This is a genomic window from Paludibacterium denitrificans, assembly GCF_009707705.1.
GTDB classification, from domain to species: Bacteria; Pseudomonadota; Gammaproteobacteria; order Burkholderiales; family Chromobacteriaceae; genus Paludibacterium_A; species Paludibacterium_A denitrificans.
The window spans coordinates 102,524-121,844 of sequence record NZ_WLYX01000002.1; the positions used below are offsets into that span (position 1 = coordinate 102,524).

A 19,321-nucleotide genomic window follows, 5' to 3' on the forward strand; every position below is an offset into this window, starting at 1 on the left:
CCAGTAACCGAGGATTACTTCACTTGTCTTCCGCATGTTTCTACATTTGGTAAGCCATGACCTGGTTTCGCCCTGCGGTTTTGGCTTGATACAGTGCCCGGTCAGCAGCCTGCATCAAGTCGGGCTGTTCTGTTTCTTGGAGTTCTTGGCTGCACGCACAGCCAATACTCACGGTTAGCCTGGTAAATGCACTATGCAAATGTTCAATTTGCAATCCCGCTACCGCGCTCTGGATTCGTCCGGCTACTTCTTGCGCGCCGTGGAGTGCGGTGTCAGGCAGGATGATCACGAATTCTTCTCCACCGAAACGTGCGGCAATATCCTGTGGCCGCTTGATGCTGCGTGCAATAGCCCCAGCTACGCTGATCAGCACTTTGTCTCCCGCCTGATGACCATAGGTGTCGTTGTATTGTTTGAAATGGTCGATATCGACGAACAATACCGACAAGGGGGGAGCCGGTTCGGCTTACGCGCTTCAGCTCTTGTTGATAGACTTCATCTAGCGTGCGTCGGTTGTTCAGCCCGGTAAGGCCATCCTGACGAGCCAATAATGACAGGCTTTTTTCTACCGTCAGACGATGCTTGAATTCTTGCGCGAGTAGCCGGGCCGCCGCTAACAAACCGATGACGAGCAATACCATCAAACCTGCCACGCGCAGGGCATGTTCTCGCCAGTTTGCGTAAATGTCCTCGGTGCCCAAGCCCACACTGATGACAAACGGGGCGTTTTTGAACTGACGAATGACGAACAGTCGTTCGACCCCATCGGACGTCGCCCGGCCCACGAAACTTCGCTCATGCCATCGCTGATAACGTTGGAAAGTTTCGGAGTGCAAAAGAGATTTGCCAACCCATGCCTGTCGCCCCGGTACCCTCATTACAATCGTGCCATCCGGTTGCATCAAGGTGATTACCCCTTTGGTCCCCACCTTCAAGCCTGATAGCAAACGCTCAAAATAATCGAGGTCGATCGAGGTGGCCGCCACCCCGGCAAAGGCGCCATCCGAATGGTTCACCCGCCGACTCATGACAATCCCGAGCTTATGGTTGTGCAAGCGTAGGGGATAGGGAGCGCTGATGTAGAGACCGATATCAGAATGTGCGCGGTGCCCCTTAAACCAAGCGAAATCCGCAAAGTTGGCCACACGGGGCGTATCGCTGCGAGCTTCCGTGACAACGTCTCCATGTGCATCGACGTAGACAGAAGCACCTACGTAAGGGCCTTCTGAAACGGAACGGTCAAACAGGACCAGCCGTCGATAACGGGGTGGCAGTTTCATGACGCCGGGATCTTGAACGCCTTCAATCACCGCGTGGAGCGATAAGTCCAGTAAATGCTGGTTACGCGTCACATCGCGTTCGATGATCAAGGCGATGTTTTCAGCGTTTTCGGTGGCGTGTTCACGAACATTGTCGCGTTCGTGTCGCAGGTTGACGTAGGTGATGCCCGAGGATGAGAAGTGCCATCACCGCCGTGACAACGACAATGAGGTTGGGGTGCCGAATCAGAAAGCCACGAATAGCCTGACGAGTAGGACGGGGCATCAAAAAACAACTCCAAGCTTTGGCACGCTGTCATGCTACTTGCTTGGCAACAGTTTTAGAAGTCATTCCATGTGATAGAGCCCATGAATACAGCAATGATGATTTTCGAGGCGCCTCAACATTGAACCTCGGACTATAGTGATTGAAACGGATTCATCGTGAGCCTTTGCAACGGCCTTGCCATGCAGGCCCGGAGCGTTTTCCGTTAACGACGCCGCTCAAGGAGTGAGAGATGGAGAACAAGAATGCAAGTTCTGGTGGTCAGTGTCCCGTCATGCACGGTGGTGTAACGTCGGCGAGCATGGCTAACATGAATTGGTGGCCCAAGGCCCTGAACCTCGACATCCTGCACCAGCACGACAACAAGACCGACCCGATGGGGCCGGGCTTCAACTACCGTGAAGAACTCAAAAAGCTGGACGTTGCTGCGCTCAAAAACGATATCAAGACCTTGATGACCAGCAGCCGGGACTGGTGGCTAATGGATTGGGGGCACTACGGTGGTCTAATGATCCGTATGGCCTGGCACGCGGCGGGCACCTACCGCATTGCCGATGGCCGCGGTGGTGCGGGTACCGGAAACCAGCGTTTCGCTCCGCTTAATTCCCGGCCCGATAACGCCAACCTCGACAAAGCCCGCCGCCTGCTCTGGCCGATCAAGAAGAAGTATGGCAACAAGATCAGCTGGGCTGACCTGATCGTGCTGGCTGGCACCATGGCCTATGAGTCAATGGGTCTCAAGACCTTCGGCTTCGGCTTTGGCCGAGAAGATATCTGGCACCCGGAAAAAGACACTTACTGGGGTTCTGAAAAAGAGTGGTTGGCCCCCAGTGGCGGTGCAGGCAGCCGCTACTCCGGCGACCGTGACCTGGAAAACCCGCTGGCCGCTGTGATGATGGGCCTGATCTATGTGAATCCGGAAGGTGTGGACGGTCAACCCGACCCGATCAAGACCGCCCGTGACATTCGCGTCACTTTCGCCCGCATGGCCATGAACGATGAGGAGACCGTAGCCCTGACCGCTGGCGGCCACACTGTCGGCAAAACTCACGGCAACGGCAGTGCCAGCAACCCGGGACCCGCGCCCGAAGGAGCTGAGCTGGAAGAACAGGGCTTGGGCTGGATGAATCACGCCACACGAGGCATTGGTCGGGATGCTGTCACTAGCGGCATCGAAGGGGCTTGGACAACTCACCCCACCCAGTGGGACAACGGTTACTTCCAAATGCTGCTCGGGCACGAGTGGGAACTAAAGAAGAGTCCAGCAGGTGCCGGCAGTGGGAGCCGGTCAACATCAAAGAAGAAGACATGCCAGCGGATGTGGAAGATCCATCGATCCACCACAAACCGATCATGACCGACGCAGACATGGCCATGAAGTTCGACCCGGACTACCGCAAGATCGCCGAGCGCTTTGCTCAGGACCAGGCGTATTTCTCGGAAGTCTTCACCCGGGCCTGGTTCAAGCTGACTCACCGTGACATGGGGCCGAAGTCCCGTTACATCGGCCCGGACGTTCCGCAGGAAGACCTGATCTGGCAAGACCCCGTGCCCGGTCGCCGCGACTACGACGTGGCGACTGTGAAGGCCAAGATCGCCGCCAGCGGACTCTCCATCTCTGAGATGGTGGCCACCGCCCGGGATAGCGCCCGTACCTTCCGTGGCTCGGATAAGCGCGGCGGTGCCAACGGGGCTCGCATTCGTCTGACGCCGCAAAAGGACTGGGAAGGCAACGAGCCGGTCCGGCTAGCCAAGGCCTTGGCGGTGTATGAAAAGATCGCCGCCGAGGCGCCAGCGTGGCCGACGTGATCGTGCTGGCAGGCAATGTAGGCATTGAGCAGGCCGCCAAGGCCGCCTAACATGGAGGTGACTGTTCCTTTCTCTCCGTGGCGTGGCGATGCGACAGCAGAGATGACCGATGCCGAATCGTTCGAGGCGTTGGAGCCGCTAGCCGATGGTTTCCGCAACTGGCTGAAGAAAGACTATGTGGTGAGCGCGGAAGAGCTGCTGCTCGACCGTGCACAGTTGATGCGCCTGACAGCTTGTGAAATGACAGCGTTAATTGGTGGGTTGCGCGTACTGGGCACTAACCATGGGGGCACAAAACATGGTGTATTCACGGACCGTGTTGGCACCTTGACCAATGACTTTTTCGTTAATCTCACCGACATGGCCTATAGCTGGAAGCCGACGGGCCATAGCCGCTACGCTATCGTGGACCGGAAAACAGGTGCAACCAAATGGACGGCGACGCGTGTTGATCTGGTGTTTGGCTCCAACTCGGTGTTGCGTGCCTATGCTGAGGTCTATGCCCGGGACGACAACAAAGAGAAGTTCGTTAACGATTTCATTGCCGCGTGGGGCAAGGTGATGAACGCAGACCGATTCGATCTGGCATAACGTGGTCGGCGGGGTACGTCCGCCATGTTGCAAAAACAGAAAGGCCAAACAGCGCACTAGCTGTTTGGCCTTTTCTTTATGTCATTGATGGCAAGTGTTGGCAACCGGACTCATTGCTTTCGGTGACCTTAACGGCATAACCGAATTCATCTTCAGAACAAGCATGCAGTATGTCAGAGATGATACCCGCTTGGGACGGACTCTGAGTCCATAACAGGTAGGTGCATGCGAAGCAGATGCTTTATCTGTCTAAGCGTTGGCTTCTTTTTACGACCTTTCTGAATCGCTCACACAGCTCCCTTCTACACATCGTGCGCGTTATGCTGGCTGAATGGCTGGCGTCGCGAGCCCGGGCTGTGTATCCAAACAGGGCAGAGATGTTACTGCCTGTGCATGCTACTGACGTGCTGCACGTTCACGTTCGGTAACATCGCGGGCCACCGCTACTGAACCAGTGGCAAGATGATCGTCATCGGTGACGACTGCAAAGCTCATTTCCACGTAGATTGTCTCGCCTTTCCGGTTAATTGCCCGGGTCAGCGAGGCGTGTCCGCTGTGCGCAGTCGAGCCACGTTCCATCGCGCGATCAAAGGCTTCCCAATGGGCGCGCCGAAGTCGCTCTGGAATGATCAAATCAAGGCTCTGGCCGATAGCTTCGACCTTTGGGAATCCAAAGATGTGCTCAGCTGCGCCATTCCACTCACGGATGATTCCTTTGGTATCGGCATAGATGATCGCCTCGGCGATCTGATCTATGATGCGGCGATGAAGGTCGAGTAGTGTACTCATAGTCATTGGTTCTCAGGTAGTTCAGGATATCGTTTCCACGACATTGAACAACGCTTAAAATGACCGACTAATATACTCGGGTACTGGTGGTTGGTGATTGATGCGAGTCAACTTGGCCAGGATTCACGATTAGCAGTGGACTATTTAGCCGCCGCCTCTCAGATACATCCCTACGCTCAGAAATATGCTTACATGGCCAGTCTGGAAGACCGGTCCGGGTAGCCATGGTCGCTCGCTCAGCCACTTGCCAACGACAGGGAAGAAGAACGAGCATCCATGGCATGCCATGCCAGACGGCGGGTCCTGCTTATGCGGATAGGGACGGATATCTAGCCTTCTTGAGTAATCGAACCATGTGCTTTGTCTTTCAGCATAGCAGTATCTACCCGGACAAAAATGGAGTCGGCCGTCACCGTCAACGTATTTCCGGCCCAGATCTCGCAGATGACTCTGGTTTTTCGGCCAACCTCACCTTCAACCCGGGCACGCAGGCTGAGTTCAACCCCCATCGGAGTGGGGCGCTTGTAATTGATATTCAGATTGGCAGTAACACAGTCAATCTTGGGCAATGAGCCCGGTTGTCTTTCCTCATGTCGATAATGGTTTGCCATGACGGTCCAGTTGGAATGGCAATCAATCAACATGGCCAGGTAGCCACCATAAACCAAACCCGGCCAGCCGGTGAACTCGTCACGCGGTTGAATACGGGCAATAACATGTTTTTTATCCGCGTCCCAATGACTCTTGATCTGTAGTCCATGATGGTTCTTTGAACCACAACCAAAGCAAATGCCATCAGGGGCGACTTGATCTTGCAAAGACGCAAACTGTTCCGACATAGACTCTCCTCTTTGTTATCGTTAGTGCATAAAACTATGACGCAGAGTGTTATGGGAATGCAAGGCTACCTGCAGCCGGTGTTGCCGGAATGACCAGGACATAAATGTTACCTTCCCAGCATCCGGTTAACTGCATGACTAAAGGATCGTACAGCTCGACAATGGGGAGCTGGGCAACGTCACCGCGCCACTGATGGTGTTTCTGTCTCCGGCACCAAACGTCTGCTTTCTACCACTGTGAAAGCCTATTCACGACCCAAAGCAGTAGTTAGAAATATCTTCTAATGAAGTCACCAGTTCGGCCAAGGCAGTTTTTCGACAGGTTTAAGGACAACAACTGGTTTACACTGAATTTCAGGTTTACCAGATCTGTCCCAACCAGCCATACAAGCCGCATCTCTGAGAGGGGCTTTGAATGTGGTGTAAGGTTGGGACGACACCAATTTGATCAGAACGCGCTCTTAATGGCTTTGCACGGCAAATACACTAGTGCACGAGTCTGGGTAGTAAACTGAAACCGTTACGGGCGCCGGTAGTCACATAGCCAACCAGATAGTTATCGCGATGCGCAAGGGCGGTCAGTCCATCGTCCCCTTCGTCGATCTGCCAATCAATAGTACTACCTCGTGTCATTCCGGCCAGTTGGATCGGGTAACGTGGAGTTTTCACTGCCACCGGCAGAGCCCCCAAACGTACCGGCGTCGGTTTGCCTGTGAGGGTACTTGCCAAGGCATTGGCCGACAGCGTGATCGGTTGCAGGAAAGGTAGAATCTGCCCTTCAATTTCGGCACAATCCCCGAGGGCATAGACGTGTGCTTGCGAAGTTCGCAGACAGGCATCGACAACAATACCTCGTCCCGTTTCCAGCCCCATTGCCGGGTCAATCCGAGGTTTAAGGCCCGCCGCGCAGATCACGGCATCAACCTCCAGCAAACTGCCGTCTGTCAGTGCCACCAGATATCCCTTTTCTGTTTTATCAATTCGTTCCACCTTGTTTCCAAAGCGGAACGTGATTGGACTCATGGCGCACTGGAGGCGTTGGCTGACAACCTCCGGCACCAGCTGTTCGAGCAGCCGAGTATTAATGTCGACCAGAGTGACTGCCTTGTGTGCCGAGAGATCGTGAGCGATCTCGCTACCAATCAAGCCACCGCCGATCACCAGCACGCGTTCGCTTTGATTGATCTGGTCGAAATAACGTCGGTATTGCTCCAGATTATTCAAGGTCAGGATATCCTGCGCACCATCACCGCTGATAGGCGGTACGAACGGGGCCGCGCCAACGGCCGGGACAAGATCGCCATATGGGATTTGCATTTCCCCTGCCAAAACTTTTTGGGAGGCAAAATCAATCGTGGTCACTCGGGTGTTTGACCTCACCATGATCTTCAGTTCGGCGGCCATGTTGGTTGCACTTTTCTGGACCAGTTGCTCCGCACTGGTCTGGAGCCCAAACCCGTGACTTAACTGCGGCTTGGAGTAGTACTCCCCCCCATCCTCTGTGAGGACGATGACGGGCGTCGTGGTGTCGTATTGACGGAACGCGCGGGCCAGTGTGTAGCCAGCATGGCCGCTGCCGATGATAACCAGAGGCTTTTTCATCGTGTATTCTCCAAAGACCGTCGTTTACGCAGGGACAAAGTCGCTCTTGCCCATGAAGCATACCGGGCAGAGGAAAGTCTCGGGCACATCCAGCCAGGCGGTACCGGCGGCAACCCCTTGGGCCGCTTCCCCCTGCTGCGGGTCATAAATCCACGAGCACGTCTTGCATCGCATCTTGCCGCTGCACGAACAGGCGGTGGAGGCGCTTGTCTTATCCTGCCCAGTTTTGCCCAGTTGCTCGACCAGTGCTTCACCAAACTGCACGCCTTGATTCAGGGCGTCCTCGGTTGGGCGCCACTCGGCGGTAATCCCTGCATTGAGAACGCGGAACCCGGCATCATCCGGGCGCTTGGCAATGCGTTCCACAGCTCCCCCATTCCAACCATGGGTTCCGAAAGCTGCCGCAGCCTTGTTCTTGAAACGTAAGCCAGTCATTTCCTCAAGCAGCGCAGCAACGTGCGGCAACATCACGTTGTTGACGGTCGGGCTGCCAACCAGAATGGCCTTGGACTTGAATACCGGGTAAGAACATCATTTTTGTCACTGCTGGACAGATTGAACAACTTGATGGCGACATTCTGGTCTGCCTTGCGGATACCTTCGGCAATGGACTCTGCCATCATGCGGGTACCATTCCACATGGTGTCGTAGACCAAGGTAATCTGGTTCTCTTGGTAATCGTCGGCCCACTTCAGATACTGTTCAACGATTTGAGTCGGATTGTCGCGCCAGATGATGCCATGGCTGGTGGCGATCATATCTATCGGCAGGTTCAACTCCAGGACTTCATGGATCTTCTGCGTAACCAGCGGGCTGAACGGCGTAAGAATATTGGCGTAATACTTGATGCACTCTTCTTGTAGTTCAACCGGATCACACAGGTCGTTGAACATCTGGGCACTAGCATAGTGCTGGCCAAAGGCATCGTTGCTGAAGAGTACGGCGTCTTCGGTCAGATAGGTGGCCATGCTGTCCGGCCAGTGCAGCATTGGCATCTCGACAAAGACCAGCTGCTTGCCGTTGCCAAGATCGAGGCTATCGCCAGTCTTGACGATCCGGAAATTCCAGTCCTGATGGTAATGGCCGCGCAGTGATTTGGCTCCGTTGGCGGTACAGTAGATCGGCGTATCGGGGATTCGTGCCATTAGCGCTGGTAAGGCGCCGCTATGGTCGATCTCACCATGGTTGGCGATGATGTAATCAATGGCACTGAGGTCAACCTCTTTAGCCAGATTGGCGACAAATTCTTCCGCGTAGGGCGCCCAAACGGTATCAATCAGGGCAATTTTTTCTTCTTTGACAAGGTAACTGTTATAGCTGGAACCGCGATGGGTACTGTATTCACTCCCGTGAAATTCGCGCAATTCCCAGTCTTGTTTGCCAACCCAGCGGATATTGTTCTTTACGGTAAAAGCCATGTTGAGAACTCCTTAAACAAAAGATTCGTGTAAAATGAATCTTATGCCACATAACATTCATCGTAAATGAACCTTATTAGCCCTCATGGAATAGCTTGATGTGTATCAAAAGCAGATTGCCTTCATGACCTGCATGCTTTTCTCATTAATTTGAATGCTGGCAGGCATGGCTATGGTCGGAGTGACATCAGGTTAGAATGCAGCTTCACCCAATATCATGCTGGCTTGACTGAAAAACTCTATGGAAGTGTCCGGATCGTGCGACTGACGGCTTTTACTGATTACTGCCTGCGGGTGATGATGTACAGCGCTCTAGCGGGAGAGCGGCTGGTAACTATCAATGAGATAGCCCACGCTTACAATATTTCGGCCAGCCATCTGACCAAAGTGGTGTTTTTCCTCGGCCAACATGGCTATCTGATCACGGTACGCGGCAAGGGTGGGGGCGTGCGCCTGACCGAGGATCCTCGGCAAATCAACTTGGGCAAGTTAGTAAGGGCAGCCGAGGCTGATAATGTGATGGTTGAGTGTTTCGATCCAGAACACTCCCGGTGCCGAATCACCCCGTGGTGCCGCCTTATGGATGTGCTGCACTCGGCTCAGGAGGCTTTCTATGGCGAGCTTTCACTCCATACGCTGGCGGATCTGCTAGTTCAGCGAACTGGGCTGGGACAAGCGTTGGGGATCGAAATTCGGGAAATCAAGCAAGAATCACCGTGACACGTCTGGTGTCCTTAATCGGTACAGAGCTTTGTGCCGCCGGTAGCGGTAAACCTTTAGGGATGGGACTCACGGGCACCCGGCATCCCACCAAATGGACTCAAGCTGGTTTTTCCGCTCTGCCTGAGCCTGTGCCGTCTTGATTTCTTCCCATTCGATCTTTCGCTCCGGAGACAATTGTGAGATTGCATCTTGAATGGCCGCAGAGAGCAAGTCTCCCGATAGGCAAACGAGGTCTCGCTGTAAAAGCTCCGCTAGTGCGGCAAGGTCGAGTGTAAGCTGAACAGGGACTGGACTTTTGACTGTTCTGATTAAGGAGCTATGGGTATCGCAACTGTATTCGATGGTCCGGTTGCCATACAGTTGGGCCAGAAGGTCGGTAAGATGACTGTTCATGCTCAAACTCCTACTGGTGAGAACGGCAAGGGTACTTGCTTTTCACGTAAAAGCGGCGGGTGTTTCAGTATAGTTGCCGACAAGCAGAAGAAGAATGATTTTCATCATTTCATGGCCCTGTTAATGGGATGGATGCCCCCTGACCGGATTGTCCGGTGAGATAGTCAGGTGAGTTACCGACAACTCATGTGCAGGCTGTTCTGATTTTCCGCGCTCTCTACTGGATGTGGTTTTCCGCTCAGCCACAGAAGTAAAGGCAAGCCTTGATGAACTAAAGAAAAAGTAGATTGAATCACGCGGTTGAACTGATAGGGAGTGGCCTGTAAGGGCTGCGACCACATACGCCCCTGCAAACCAGCCATTTGAGAGCCCGCTTCAATCAGCTACCTGCCAGATAGCCTAGCTGCCTCATGATTATCGCTTCTACCGATGCAGGCAACTTAGAGCAAATCAGCTACGTATCCATCCCATTCCGATGGGACGGGCCAGGATGCGTCTGTACATACTCTCCGCAAGATCAGTAATCGATGCGCTCAGCATCCGCCATATTGGCGACACCACCGCATAAGTCACTGCCGCCACGCCAACCGCACCGGCCATGTCCAATGGGAAATGGACGCCCAGAAAGACTCTGGCCCAAGCAACGCATAACCCGGTTAACAGCGTCACCACGGCTACCAGTGGTGCCCCGTCAAATAGCAGCGTCAAGCCGATGCTGGAGAAAACAGTCATGTGGTCGCTCGGAAAAGAGGAATCCGCCGCGTGCGGTATCCAGTGTGACCGAATCCAATCATGAATGGCCGTGGATGTTGCCACAACATACCGATTACCTGGTTCATGCCAAGGGCAAAGAGCGTAACCAGACATGCCTTGATGGCCAGACTACGTCGCGCATGGTTGCCCCACAACCATAAGCAAAGCAGCAATATGGGGATCAAAAAGATCAGGTAATCGGCTATACCGATGGCCACCCGGATCAGCCAAACCGGTGTGCCGTTCCCCCCATTAATTTGCAGGAATAGGGCACGGTTCAAAACTTCCAGTTGGTTCATTGTTCTATTTACTCAGCAAATGACTCATTCTAACCAACTGAAAAGACTAGTGGGGGAAGGAACTAGTTCAAATCCTCACTGGTAGCTTTGGCCTATCTGTTGTCCCCTGGGCAGCACACGCTGTGCGACTGTTCTAGACTAGCCATCAACCAAGCTGACGCATCGTCAGTTGGTCGGCCAAAGCCGACTTTGGGTTATTGGTTAGCTCAGGGCGGTAATGTGTCACTTAGTTGCCGTTCCGCCATAGAGACAAGCAATGGTCATTTTCATCTGCAGCGCAAGACTACATTCGACCTACTTCTACTAGTTTCTGTTCCGGGGGAGGGGCAGCTGGTATGCAGCTGGTAAGTGTACTGCGAGCATTAATGGAAGGAGCTCCCCTCTGCAAACGGATGAAAACGTCGTACTAGCTTCCTTGTTCATCGATTTGCTGCCGCTGCTGCAACAAAGCCATGATCGAAGCGACGCAGGCTTCTTGGGTTAAAGCCTCTCCATCCAACTGGAGATCCGGCTGCTGTGGAGCCTCGTAGGGGTCATTGATGCCGGTGAAGTTGGCAATCTCGCCTGCTCGGGCGCGGCGATATAAACCTTTGGGGTCACGTGCCTCGCAAACAGCAAGTGAGGTGGACAAATATATCTCAAGGAAACGTGTTGTGCCGATGGTCGCGCGAGCCAGTGCACGATCGTTGCGGTACGGGGAAATTAGCGCAGCAATCGCCCAGAGACCGGCATCATTAATCTCTCGGCAACGTTTGGCTACACGTCGGATATTTTCACTGCGATCGGCTTTAGAAAACCCCAAGTCCTGACTGAGTTCACGGCGTATCACATCGCCATCCAGAATTTCACAGCACATTCCATTTGCGATGAATGCATCAGCCAGCGCGTGTGCCAGTGTGGTTTTTCCTGAGGCGCTGAGTCCGGTGAGCCACAACGTGGCAGGAGTGTGCATATGTAGTTCCTTACCCATGTTCAATTGGCATTCCCGCGCATGCAGGAGTGATGGCCAACAATGCAGGCCATACTCGTTGCCAGTCACCCGTATGTTTCAAGCCGGGCACGATATGAAGCTGCGCGCAACGTGGACCGGTAGTGGCAATAAAGCGTTGTGCAACTTCCGGGGGTACTACCGTATCATTACTCCCGCTGAAATGAATTTGCGGCAGCTGCGCAATGCTTGATCCTGCATCTAACGCGTTCAATGATTCGGGCATGGCCGATACATGGTGTAACTGGTTAACGAACTGATGGTCAAGATTGCCAGCCACGGTTCTGATTGAACTCACGTCGCTGCGATGTGCCGCAAGCAAAACGGCCAATGCTCCGCCTCCAGAGTAGCCAATCAGGTTGATATGCTGACCAGGCAACCGGGAAGCCAATCGATCTAACGCCTGGTTCAGCGCTGTAACAACCTCGGGCGAAAAGCGCTTGCTGGTCCAATATGCGACCCGGCAACGAGGGTTTATCGACATTGAAGTGAATTGGCAGGGTCGGGCCGGGTAAGCCACATTCACGCCCGGATCTGCCGTTGCCAATTGAAGACCAGTAGCTTCGATGGGGGTGGGGTCGAGCGAGGGTTCATGCCGCGAAGTCCACGCCAAGCCATCGCCTTCTATATAGACATTCACCGGAGCCGCAGTATTGGTGATACGTAGATATGCGGTCAGCACAAAATCATTAGTCCGAATCAATTCTCGCGCTAAATTCGCCTGCCGCGCTAGTGCTTCGGCATGCATACCTCGATCTGTTGAGCAACAAGCCGCTAACAGTGCCAAGCTGAAAAAACCACTGAAGCGCAGCATTAATGGCCAAGTTTTCATGACTTATGGGTCAAGTTAGTGTTAGCCGCTGAGTGGTTACGGAGGTTTATGCATTCTACCTGCGCCGGGGCCATCGGGGGGAGATCCGTGCGATAAATGCAGCTGGAAATCCCCGGACTTGGTGGTGCTAATACGCATATGGCAAGGCCGGTAGTGGTACGCCAGCTAGAGGAACGTACACACACTACCGGCCTGCCTTTCAAACAAATACAGTTTTACCGTATCAAATGTTAGAACAATTGCCGCAGACGCAAAGCTCCCGTTTGCGATACAAACCCCGGCCCTGCTTGTACTTCATAACGCAGAGAGATACTTAAATTACTTGTACGTAACAAGGTTAAGCCCAACGAAATATCTGCCAAGTTGGAGATAGGTCTGGCTCCTACCGTGGTAAATGCAGTTTGACCCGTTGGATCTGCTGCGAAACCCACACCAGTCCGCTGCCCTTTGTTATTGAACTCATGCAGCCACTTCACCTGAAGATCAGGCACGACCTCACCAATGCTAGTAGTGCGCGAGGTTTCAAGTTTGGCGCCAAGGATGCTCCTCACTGAGTGCGCATGGCTGCCATCAACCGACAAGGCTGCACCATTTCCACCACTCTCGGTATAAGCGTTTTGCTTCAGGTAACTGTAGCTCAAGCCTGCCAATGGGGTGAGCGTCGTATTGCCGAACGTGATTGGATAGCCTGCCTCAGCATGTACTTCATATTGCTGACCATTGAAGCGGCCATTCGCCACCCCAGTAAAACCCGTGAAGCTGACCAGACGCGTTGTATCGTAGCGTTGCTGTACGATTGCGCCAGAGAGATTGAGATACCACGGACTACCGATATAGCTTGCATAGCCAATAAGGCCGTAGCTGTTGATGTCGGTGCTATTGCCTGCGGTATCACCGGTATTGTCGACAGTCGTGTTGCTGTAGCTAAAGGCACCACCTGCACGCCAATTGCTGTTTACCTCGGTATCGGCACCAAGTAACAGCCCACTATAATTGGCATCGTTGCCATCCAGGTGATCCCGCTCATCTTGGCTTGCATGGCCGCCAAATATTTGGCCCCAAACGCCATTGCGCACGCTGTCATCACCAGTGGAGATACCCGTATTGCCGGACTGCGCCAACCGCAACGAATCAACGTGCGCACCGACAATATTCAACGCATCAATAGTTGGTGCTGCTGGTGCCCAACCCAGCTGCGTAGCAGATAGCTGTTTACCGATGTGATTGGCAGTCGTTGTCGAGCCTTGGTTCAAAGAACCTAAGGCTGCGTTGTACAAATTCAGCAATTCAGGGCTATTGATACCAGTGTAGCTCAATAAGCCATTGAGTGATGAAATCGCATTCGGCACCGTTGCTGGGGCCTGGGCTGAAGCCGCATTTAACGACAGCACCAAGTCTGTTTTACCCGCATTAGCGACAGCTGCACCTGTTACTACCCCACTGAAACCGTTAGCTGCGTAGTTCAAACTTGTGGGGTTGTAATTGGCCGTTCCCGCAGTATCCACAACCACATAACGTTGCCCGGCAGCAAAAGCATAACCATTGGACTTCAGGCTGATCGTCGAGCCTGATGCAATGGTTGAATTGCCAGATACCACTAATCGGCCATAGCCCGTGTCGCTACTGATGGTGCCTTGTGTGATGGCACCACCGGCAACACCGATTTGCAGAGTCGCATTCGCATCTTGGTTGTAATTGCCGGTAATGGTGATTGGATTATTGACCAGCAGCGTTGCACCGGAATTAGTGACTGTATGGCCCGTTACATTGATATTGTCGTTGAGTAGCAGATTGCCCGAAGCAAAATTAACGTTCGAAATCGTATTGACGATCGAGCCTCTATCGCCAGTTCCGATCCCGCCGCTGAAGCCGGTCAATGTACCAAAGATAGACCCAGTGCCGCCGCTGATGGTCAGAGTGTTGCTGGAATCATTTTGGATCGCACCGGCAATCAGACCGCTATTGGTCAGCGTGCCAAAGCTACTGTTCGAATCAAAGTAGATCGCGCCGGAACTGCCGCTGATGGTACCAGTGTTGGACAGCGTGCCAAAGGTGCCGCCCAAACTGTAGATGCCGTAGTAAGTGCCTGTAATCAGGCCACCGTTGGTAATCGTACCGATCGTAGAGCCAAGATTGACGAGGCCGACGGCGCCAGAGATTGTGCCACTGCTGTTGTTCAACAGGCTTATGGTCCCGTTGCTAACGTTGTATAGGCCGGAGACAAAATTGTCCTGAATCGTGCCGGTATTGGTCAGGGTGCCAATCGTGCCGCCATTGTTAAGAAGACCATTAGTACCGCCTGAAATCAGACCACTGTTGGCAAAGCTACTGATGACACCGGTGTTGTCCAAGCCGTAATTGCCACCCGAAATCGTACCGCTGTTACTCAAGGTGCCAATTGAACCGATATCGTTGTAAATCCCTGCGGAATTCCCACTAATCGTACTATTGCCGTTATTGGTCAGCGTACTCAAGGTGCCGGTGTTGTGCAGGCCGTAGGAACTGCCCGAAATTGTCCCGCTGTTACTCAAGGTACCGATTGAGTTGGCATTGCTGATGCCTGTGTTACCGCCGCTAATCATTCCACCACTGGTATTGGTGAGGGTGAAGATACTGCTGTTATTCGCGACGCCACTGCCGCTGCTTACTATGGTTGCAGTATTGCTGATGGCTGCAAGTGTGCCGCTGTTCACCACCGCATCTATACCAATACCACCACTACTGTCAATCCTGCCGTTATTGAGCAGCGTTCCTACCGAACCGCTTGCCGTAATCGGCACGCTATTCGTGACGATCACCGAGCCATTATTGGTCAGCGTCAGGTTGCCGCCGGTCCAGTTCAGCGCACTGGTGACAGCACCCACGACAGTGGACGTAGTGGAGAGAGTAATGCTAGCCAGTGCTTGTGGCGCTATGGCTGCGGTCGCTGCGGCCAACGCCGGGCTCATTGCAGTGAGCTGGCTTGGCATTGCTTGTCTCAGCTGGTTTTTTGTCGGCATGGTTTTTCTTGGTAAGATGAACGGTTTATGGATGACGCGGAAGCGCACGCCCATCAGCCGAATCAAAACGTACAATTTCAAAGGAATCTGGGCATTCTCAATAAGCATATAGCAGCACACAAAGCTTGCACACCACATGAAGCGTAAGAAACTGCGAGTGGAAGGAGGTTTTATGAAAAAGCCGCATCATATGTAAGTAAAGCATACATGTACGAATGATTGCTGGACACACTTCCATGTGCTCGTAAGTCGGATGTGTCTGTGCTTGCCACGCGGCAGTGCGCCTGCCTTTCCAGGGCTTGATAAAATCACGTTTGTGCATGACTATCCCACCCCATCCCTAGTGCTGCGCACAGGTGGATAGCACCACCACGAATCACGTCAGCCACAGTCGTAGCGAAGGCTGTTTCAACCATACTGCTGCGGGGGTTTTTTTGAACAAGCACAATTACCCGGTTGCCCACCAAATCACAATTCCAGAGGCGTTGAGTCAGGCTTATGCGCATTGGAATGCCGGACAGGCACCGCAAGCAGAGCAACTTTGCCTGCGAGTGCTGCAGGCGGTGCCACGGCAGCCGGATGCTTTGCATTTGCTGGGCCTAATTGCACATGCTTACGGTCAGCTCGATCTGGCAATTACGCATTTGCGCCGAGGCGTGTTTGGATCTCACTACACCGGCAACGTACAGCAGCAATCTTGCCGAAATGTGCTTAAGAGAAAGGGTTGCTTGCAGAAGCAGAAAGTGCGGCACGACGTGCAGTTGCGGTAGAGCCACAGCTGGTTGCAGCCCTGGAGCAATCTGGGCATTATCCTGCAGGAAAGTGGCAAGCTTGATGCCAGCCCTGGAATGCTTGCAACGGGTAGTACTGCTGCAGCCGGACAACCCTGAAGCACATAATAATCTCGCCAACACCTACAAACGTTTGGGCAAGCTTGAGCACGCGCTGCAGAGTTACGAGCGTGCATTGGTACTCCACCCCAATTACGCCGAAGTGCATAGTAACCTTGCTGTTCTGTTGCACGACCGAGGGCATTACGATGAGGCAGCTACTGCTGCGCGGCGAGCCATAGACATCAATCCCCATTTGGCCGATGCCTACCTGAACTTGGCTGATATCGAACTTTCGCGCTTACGTTATGCCGAGGCCTTGCACTGGCTCGATGCCTTGCAAGTGTTTGCGCCACAGCACCCCGGTTCCTTGACGGAGCGTGCAAGAATTTTGCTCAAGGCCGAGCGGCCTCACGAGTCCGCCACGTGCGCGCGCCAAGCCGTGAGCGCGGCCCCCGACCACGCCAATGCACACAATATGCTGGGGCAGGTTTTGCAGGCTTTGGGTCAACACGAAGAGGCTTGCATGCTTTGATCGTGCCGCAGCACTGCCCGGTACCGTGGCTGAAGAAGCCATGATCGCACGCGCAGTACTGTTCATGGAAAGCGGCAACAAGGAAGACGCCATCGTAGCTTTTGATCGTGCGCTGCAACGGTTTCCCGGCTCGGTGCGTGTGATGGCAGCGCGTTCCGACAGCAAAACCTACTGTGACGAGGATCCGGATATCGCCGCAATGGAGACCGCGCTGTTGCAGGCCGTCAAGCCGCCCCTCAATGAGCAGATGAGTATGCACTTTGCGCTCGGCAAAGCGTATCTGGACACTCACAATTCGGAGCGCGCCTTTTTCCACCTGCACAAAGGCAATGCCATCAAGCGCGCCACCTTCAGCTATGACTCGGCGCAAACACTAGGCTGGATGCGGCGCATTGCCGAGGCATTTACACCTGCACTGATAGACCGATTCAAAGCAGCTGGCGCTGCATCGACGCGGCCAGTTTTCATCATCGGCATGCCGCGCTCCGGCACGACGCTGCTAGAGCAAATTCTGGCATCGCATCCCGGTATTCACGGAGCAGGGGGAATTAAGCGCTTTGCGGCATGTAATCGACCAGGCAGGCGGTGTGCCAGATGGCCTGGCGCAATGGACTGCCGCCGACTTTGCAAAGATCGGCCGCGATTATTTATCGCGCGTGGAGGGGATTGCGCCAGAGGCACTGCGTATCGTGGACAAGATGCCAGCCAACTTTGTGTATGCAGGATTGATTCCGTTGATTCTGCCGGCGCACGCATCATTCACGTTTCTTAAGCGCAACCCGGTGGATACGTGCTTGTCTTGTTACAGCAAGTCTTTTGCAGGCGAACAACGATTCGCTTACCAACTGGATGAATTGGGGCAGTTCTATCGTGGTTATGAGGCTTTGATGGAAAGCTTGCGACACGTTTTGCCACCTGAGTGTTTCTTGGAAGTGGACTACGAGAACGTGGTGGACGATCTCGAAGGTGAGGCCAAGCGTTTGATTGCCTTTGTCGACATGCCGTGGGACGAAGCATGCCTCAATTTTCACAAAACACGTCGAGTAGTGCGAACTGCAAGCATCAATCAGGTGCGGCAACCGATTTATAGTACGTCTAAAGGACGCTGGCGCCGTCATGCCACTCATCTTGGCCCTTTGTTGGCCGCATTGGGTATTGCAGTAGAGTCAGGCAGTACAACGGAATGAACGACGCCAGTACATCGTTGCCTGATCACGCAACTATTTATCAACACGCCAATGCATTGTTGTCGGAGCAGCGTTACGCTGAAGCAGAGGCACTGTTACGCAATGCCCTTGCCTCGGGAACCGGGCCTATGACGCTGTGGCGCCAACTGATATATGCCATTCGCCCGCAGGGCAACGTGGATGAATCGCGCCAAATCCTCGAGATGATCGTACAAGCCGTACCCGGAGATATGGGGGCGCGCTTCGACTTGGCGGAAATACTCTTGCTGCAAGGCGAATTCAACCGAGGCTGGCGCGAATACCGTTTTCGCTACCACATGACACATACCGCCATGATCGGCCGCCATGTGCAGCGTCCGCGCTGGGAAGGACAATCGATCAAAGGCAAAACCTTGCTGATCCATGATGAGCAAGGCTATGGCGATATTTTCCAGTTTTTGCGTATGGTCGCTTGGGCACGCGAGCGTAGTGGCGCGCGTGTGATTCTGGAGGTGAATCCAGAGTGCTATACGCTCGCCAAACGTTGCGCAGGTTATGACGAAATTATTCCCCAAGGCACCATCCCGCCAGCGTTCGATTTTCATTGCGAACTGATGAGCCTGCCTATGGCCTTGGGGTTACAGTTGAGCGATCTGCCGGGTAGCACCGCGTATCTCAGCGCCGACCCCGAACGAGTCGCGCACTGGCAAACGCGCCTGTCTGATTTGTCACGCCCATGGGTTGGCTTGGTCTGGGCGGGCTTAGCCAACACATGGTAATGATGCGCGCCGTTCCATGGCCTTGCCTGACCTTGCCCCACTGGCACAGCCGAGGCATCACCTTCCTAGCGTTGCAAAAAGGGCCTGCTGCAACCCAAAGTACAGCGCCTCCCCCGATATGTCGTTGGTGTCACTAAGCGATGAGATCCGTGACTTTGAAGACACCGCCGCTATCTTGACTTTGCTTGATGTACTGGTATCAGTCGATTCATCACCAGTACATCTGGCTGGTGCACTAGGTTGCCCGGCATGGGTCATGCTACCGTTCATGCCTGACTGGCGCTGGTTGCTCCGGCGTGAAGATACGCCTTGGTATCCTTCTCTGCGCCTGTTTCGTCAAACAACGCACGATCAGTGGGGAGACGTAGTACAAGCAGTATCTATGGAGCTGGGCAAACTTCGCTGCAGCGGGTGATGTGCATGTAGAGACT

General features: G+C 53.8%; 21 protein-coding genes and 1 pseudogene. 10 read left to right on the top strand and 12 right to left on the bottom strand.

Annotated elements, in window-relative coordinates:
* Nucleotides 1–40 precede the first annotated feature (40 nt).
* Both GKE73_RS21120 and GKE73_RS21125 read right to left on the bottom strand, forming a co-directional pair.
* Nucleotides 41–448, bottom strand: a complete 408-nt coding sequence (locus GKE73_RS21120; RefSeq protein ID WP_312854603.1) for a diguanylate cyclase — start codon at nucleotides 446–448, stop codon at nucleotides 41–43.
* Nucleotides 449–719: 271 nt separating this feature from the next.
* A pseudogene (locus tag GKE73_RS21125) lies at nucleotides 720–1,280 on the bottom strand (hypothetical protein); the annotation flags it as partial.
* Nucleotides 1,281–1,846: 566 nt separating this feature from the next.
* On the opposite strand from GKE73_RS21125, the gene GKE73_RS21130 reads away from it, so the two are divergent.
* The 3 genes from GKE73_RS21130 (at nucleotide 1,847) to GKE73_RS26325 (ending at nucleotide 3,945) form a co-directional block, all read left to right on the top strand.
* The gene (locus GKE73_RS21130) at nucleotides 1,847–2,902 is read left to right on the top strand and encodes a peroxidase family protein (protein WP_230371661.1); all 1,056 of its coding nucleotides are present in this window, start codon (nucleotides 1,847–1,849) and stop codon (nucleotides 2,900–2,902) included.
* Nucleotides 2,854–3,354 carry a peroxidase gene (locus GKE73_RS26320; RefSeq protein WP_376767459.1) on the top strand — a complete coding sequence of 167 codons (501 nt, stop codon included), beginning with the start codon at nucleotides 2,854–2,856 and terminating at the stop codon, nucleotides 3,352–3,354. The genes GKE73_RS21130 and GKE73_RS26320 overlap by 49 nt, the downstream gene beginning before the upstream one ends.
* A gap of 102 nt (nucleotides 3,355–3,456) precedes the next feature.
* Nucleotides 3,457–3,945 (top strand): peroxidase family protein, encoded by a 489-nt coding sequence (locus GKE73_RS26325; RefSeq protein ID WP_376767460.1) that lies wholly within the window; start codon nucleotides 3,457–3,459, stop codon nucleotides 3,943–3,945.
* Between the two features lie 396 nt (nucleotides 3,946–4,341).
* On the opposite strand, the gene GKE73_RS21140 is transcribed toward GKE73_RS26325, so the two are convergent.
* From GKE73_RS21140 to GKE73_RS21155, 5 genes are all read right to left on the bottom strand, one after another.
* Entirely contained in the window at nucleotides 4,342–4,734 is a 393-nt protein-coding gene (locus tag GKE73_RS21140) for a PAS domain S-box protein (RefSeq protein WP_230371662.1), read from the bottom strand.
* Nucleotides 4,735–5,063: 329 nt separating this feature from the next.
* Entirely contained in the window at nucleotides 5,064–5,573 is a 510-nt protein-coding gene (locus GKE73_RS21145) for a PaaI family thioesterase (protein ID WP_230371663.1), read from the bottom strand.
* A 486-nt stretch (nucleotides 5,574–6,059) separates the two neighbouring features.
* Nucleotides 6,060–7,175, bottom strand: coding sequence for an FAD-dependent oxidoreductase (locus GKE73_RS21150; RefSeq protein WP_230371664.1), 1,116 nt, complete (start codon nucleotides 7,173–7,175; stop codon nucleotides 6,060–6,062).
* Nucleotides 7,176–7,199: 24 nt separating this feature from the next.
* Nucleotides 7,200–7,643, bottom strand: coding sequence for a rubredoxin (locus GKE73_RS21860; RefSeq protein ID WP_245394153.1), 444 nt, complete (start codon nucleotides 7,641–7,643; stop codon nucleotides 7,200–7,202).
* Nucleotides 7,643–8,593 carry an oxygen-binding di-iron domain-containing protein gene (locus GKE73_RS21155; protein ID WP_245394146.1) on the bottom strand — a complete coding sequence of 317 codons (951 nt, stop codon included), beginning with the start codon at nucleotides 8,591–8,593 and terminating at the stop codon, nucleotides 7,643–7,645. The genes GKE73_RS21860 and GKE73_RS21155 overlap by 1 nt, the downstream gene beginning before the upstream one ends.
* A gap of 258 nt (nucleotides 8,594–8,851) precedes the next feature.
* Between GKE73_RS21155 and GKE73_RS21160 the strand changes: the two genes are divergently transcribed.
* A complete protein-coding gene (locus tag GKE73_RS21160; protein WP_230371665.1) occupies nucleotides 8,852–9,313 on the top strand; it encodes an RrF2 family transcriptional regulator in 462 nt (153 codons plus the stop codon).
* 321 nt (nucleotides 9,314–9,634) lie between these two features.
* Entirely contained in the window at nucleotides 9,635–9,868 is a 234-nt protein-coding gene (locus GKE73_RS21165; protein WP_230371666.1) for a hypothetical protein, read from the top strand.
* A 291-nt stretch (nucleotides 9,869–10,159) separates the two neighbouring features.
* On the opposite strand, the gene GKE73_RS26330 is transcribed toward GKE73_RS21165, so the two are convergent.
* From GKE73_RS26330 to GKE73_RS21185, 5 genes are all read right to left on the bottom strand, one after another.
* Nucleotides 10,160–10,441 carry a phosphatase PAP2 family protein gene (locus tag GKE73_RS26330; RefSeq protein ID WP_376767461.1) on the bottom strand — a complete coding sequence of 94 codons (282 nt, stop codon included), beginning with the start codon at nucleotides 10,439–10,441 and terminating at the stop codon, nucleotides 10,160–10,162.
* Nucleotides 10,438–10,761 carry a phosphatase PAP2 family protein gene (locus GKE73_RS21170; RefSeq protein WP_230371667.1) on the bottom strand — a complete coding sequence of 108 codons (324 nt, stop codon included), beginning with the start codon at nucleotides 10,759–10,761 and terminating at the stop codon, nucleotides 10,438–10,440. Before GKE73_RS21170 ends, GKE73_RS26330 begins: the two co-directional genes overlap by 4 nt.
* Before the next feature lie 406 nt (nucleotides 10,762–11,167).
* On the bottom strand, nucleotides 11,168–11,731 hold the full coding sequence (gene cysC / locus GKE73_RS21175; protein ID WP_230371668.1) for an adenylyl-sulfate kinase: 564 nt from the start codon (nucleotides 11,729–11,731) through the stop codon (nucleotides 11,168–11,170).
* A complete protein-coding gene (locus GKE73_RS21180) occupies nucleotides 11,724–12,581 on the bottom strand; it encodes an alpha/beta hydrolase (protein ID WP_230371669.1) in 858 nt (285 codons plus the stop codon). Before GKE73_RS21180 ends, cysC begins: the two co-directional genes overlap by 8 nt.
* Before the next feature lie 230 nt (nucleotides 12,582–12,811).
* On the bottom strand, nucleotides 12,812–15,688 hold the full coding sequence (locus GKE73_RS21185) for an autotransporter outer membrane beta-barrel domain-containing protein (RefSeq protein ID WP_230371670.1): 2,877 nt from the start codon (nucleotides 15,686–15,688) through the stop codon (nucleotides 12,812–12,814).
* Between the two features lie 248 nt (nucleotides 15,689–15,936).
* On the opposite strand from GKE73_RS21185, the gene GKE73_RS21190 reads away from it, so the two are divergent.
* The 5 genes from GKE73_RS21190 (at nucleotide 15,937) to GKE73_RS21210 (ending at nucleotide 18,890) form a co-directional block, all read left to right on the top strand.
* Entirely contained in the window at nucleotides 15,937–16,350 is a 414-nt protein-coding gene (locus tag GKE73_RS21190; RefSeq protein ID WP_230371671.1) for a tetratricopeptide repeat protein, read from the top strand.
* Nucleotides 16,351–16,414: 64 nt separating this feature from the next.
* Nucleotides 16,415–16,945, top strand: a complete 531-nt coding sequence (locus GKE73_RS21195; RefSeq protein WP_230371672.1) for a tetratricopeptide repeat protein — start codon at nucleotides 16,415–16,417, stop codon at nucleotides 16,943–16,945.
* 25 nt (nucleotides 16,946–16,970) lie between these two features.
* Nucleotides 16,971–17,717 (top strand): tetratricopeptide repeat-containing sulfotransferase family protein, encoded by a 747-nt coding sequence (locus GKE73_RS25160; protein WP_230371673.1) that lies wholly within the window; start codon nucleotides 16,971–16,973, stop codon nucleotides 17,715–17,717.
* Nucleotides 17,644–18,132 (top strand): sulfotransferase family protein, encoded by a 489-nt coding sequence (locus GKE73_RS21205; protein ID WP_230371674.1) that lies wholly within the window; start codon nucleotides 17,644–17,646, stop codon nucleotides 18,130–18,132. The genes GKE73_RS25160 and GKE73_RS21205 overlap by 74 nt, the downstream gene beginning before the upstream one ends.
* Complete coding sequence (locus GKE73_RS21210; protein WP_230371675.1) at nucleotides 18,129–18,890, top strand: tetratricopeptide repeat protein; 762 nt, start codon at nucleotides 18,129–18,131, stop codon at nucleotides 18,888–18,890. Before GKE73_RS21205 ends, GKE73_RS21210 begins: the two co-directional genes overlap by 4 nt.
* Nucleotides 18,891–19,321 lie beyond the last annotated feature (431 nt).

Excerpts from the sequence above, each read along its gene's own strand:
- GKE73_RS21165 (WP_230371666.1), top strand. The coding sequence starts at position 9,635 with ATGGGTATCGCAACTGTATTCGATGGTCCGGTTGCCATACAGTTGGGC.
- GKE73_RS21860 (WP_245394153.1), bottom strand. The coding sequence starts at position 7,643 with ATGTTGCCGCACGTTGCTGCGCTGCTTGAGGAAATGACTGGCTTACGT.
- GKE73_RS26325 (WP_376767460.1), top strand. The coding sequence starts at position 3,457 with ATGACCGATGCCGAATCGTTCGAGGCGTTGGAGCCGCTAGCCGATGGT.
- GKE73_RS26320 (WP_376767459.1), top strand. The coding sequence starts at position 2,854 with ATGCCAGCGGATGTGGAAGATCCATCGATCCACCACAAACCGATCATG.
- GKE73_RS21130 (WP_230371661.1), top strand. The coding sequence starts at position 1,847 with ATGGCTAACATGAATTGGTGGCCCAAGGCCCTGAACCTCGACATCCTG.
- GKE73_RS21155 (WP_245394146.1), bottom strand. The coding sequence starts at position 8,593 with ATGGCTTTTACCGTAAAGAACAATATCCGCTGGGTTGGCAAACAAGAC.
- GKE73_RS21140 (WP_230371662.1), bottom strand. The coding sequence starts at position 4,734 with ATGAGTACACTACTCGACCTTCATCGCCGCATCATAGATCAGATCGCC.
- GKE73_RS21150 (WP_230371664.1), bottom strand. The coding sequence starts at position 7,175 with ATGAAAAAGCCTCTGGTTATCATCGGCAGCGGCCATGCTGGCTACACA.
- GKE73_RS21195 (WP_230371672.1), top strand. The coding sequence starts at position 16,415 with ATGCCAGCCCTGGAATGCTTGCAACGGGTAGTACTGCTGCAGCCGGAC.
- GKE73_RS21145 (WP_230371663.1), bottom strand. The coding sequence starts at position 5,573 with ATGTCGGAACAGTTTGCGTCTTTGCAAGATCAAGTCGCCCCTGATGGC.
- GKE73_RS26330 (WP_376767461.1), bottom strand. The coding sequence starts at position 10,441 with ATGACTGTTTTCTCCAGCATCGGCTTGACGCTGCTATTTGACGGGGCA.
- GKE73_RS21180 (WP_230371669.1), bottom strand. The coding sequence starts at position 12,581 with ATGAAAACTTGGCCATTAATGCTGCGCTTCAGTGGTTTTTTCAGCTTG.
- GKE73_RS21185 (WP_230371670.1), bottom strand. The coding sequence starts at position 15,688 with ATGCTTATTGAGAATGCCCAGATTCCTTTGAAATTGTACGTTTTGATT.
- GKE73_RS21205 (WP_230371674.1), top strand. The coding sequence starts at position 17,644 with ATGCCAGCCAACTTTGTGTATGCAGGATTGATTCCGTTGATTCTGCCG.
- GKE73_RS21170 (WP_230371667.1), bottom strand. The coding sequence starts at position 10,761 with ATGAACCAACTGGAAGTTTTGAACCGTGCCCTATTCCTGCAAATTAAT.
- cysC (WP_230371668.1), bottom strand. The coding sequence starts at position 11,731 with ATGGGTAAGGAACTACATATGCACACTCCTGCCACGTTGTGGCTCACC.
- GKE73_RS21210 (WP_230371675.1), top strand. The coding sequence starts at position 18,129 with ATGAACGACGCCAGTACATCGTTGCCTGATCACGCAACTATTTATCAA.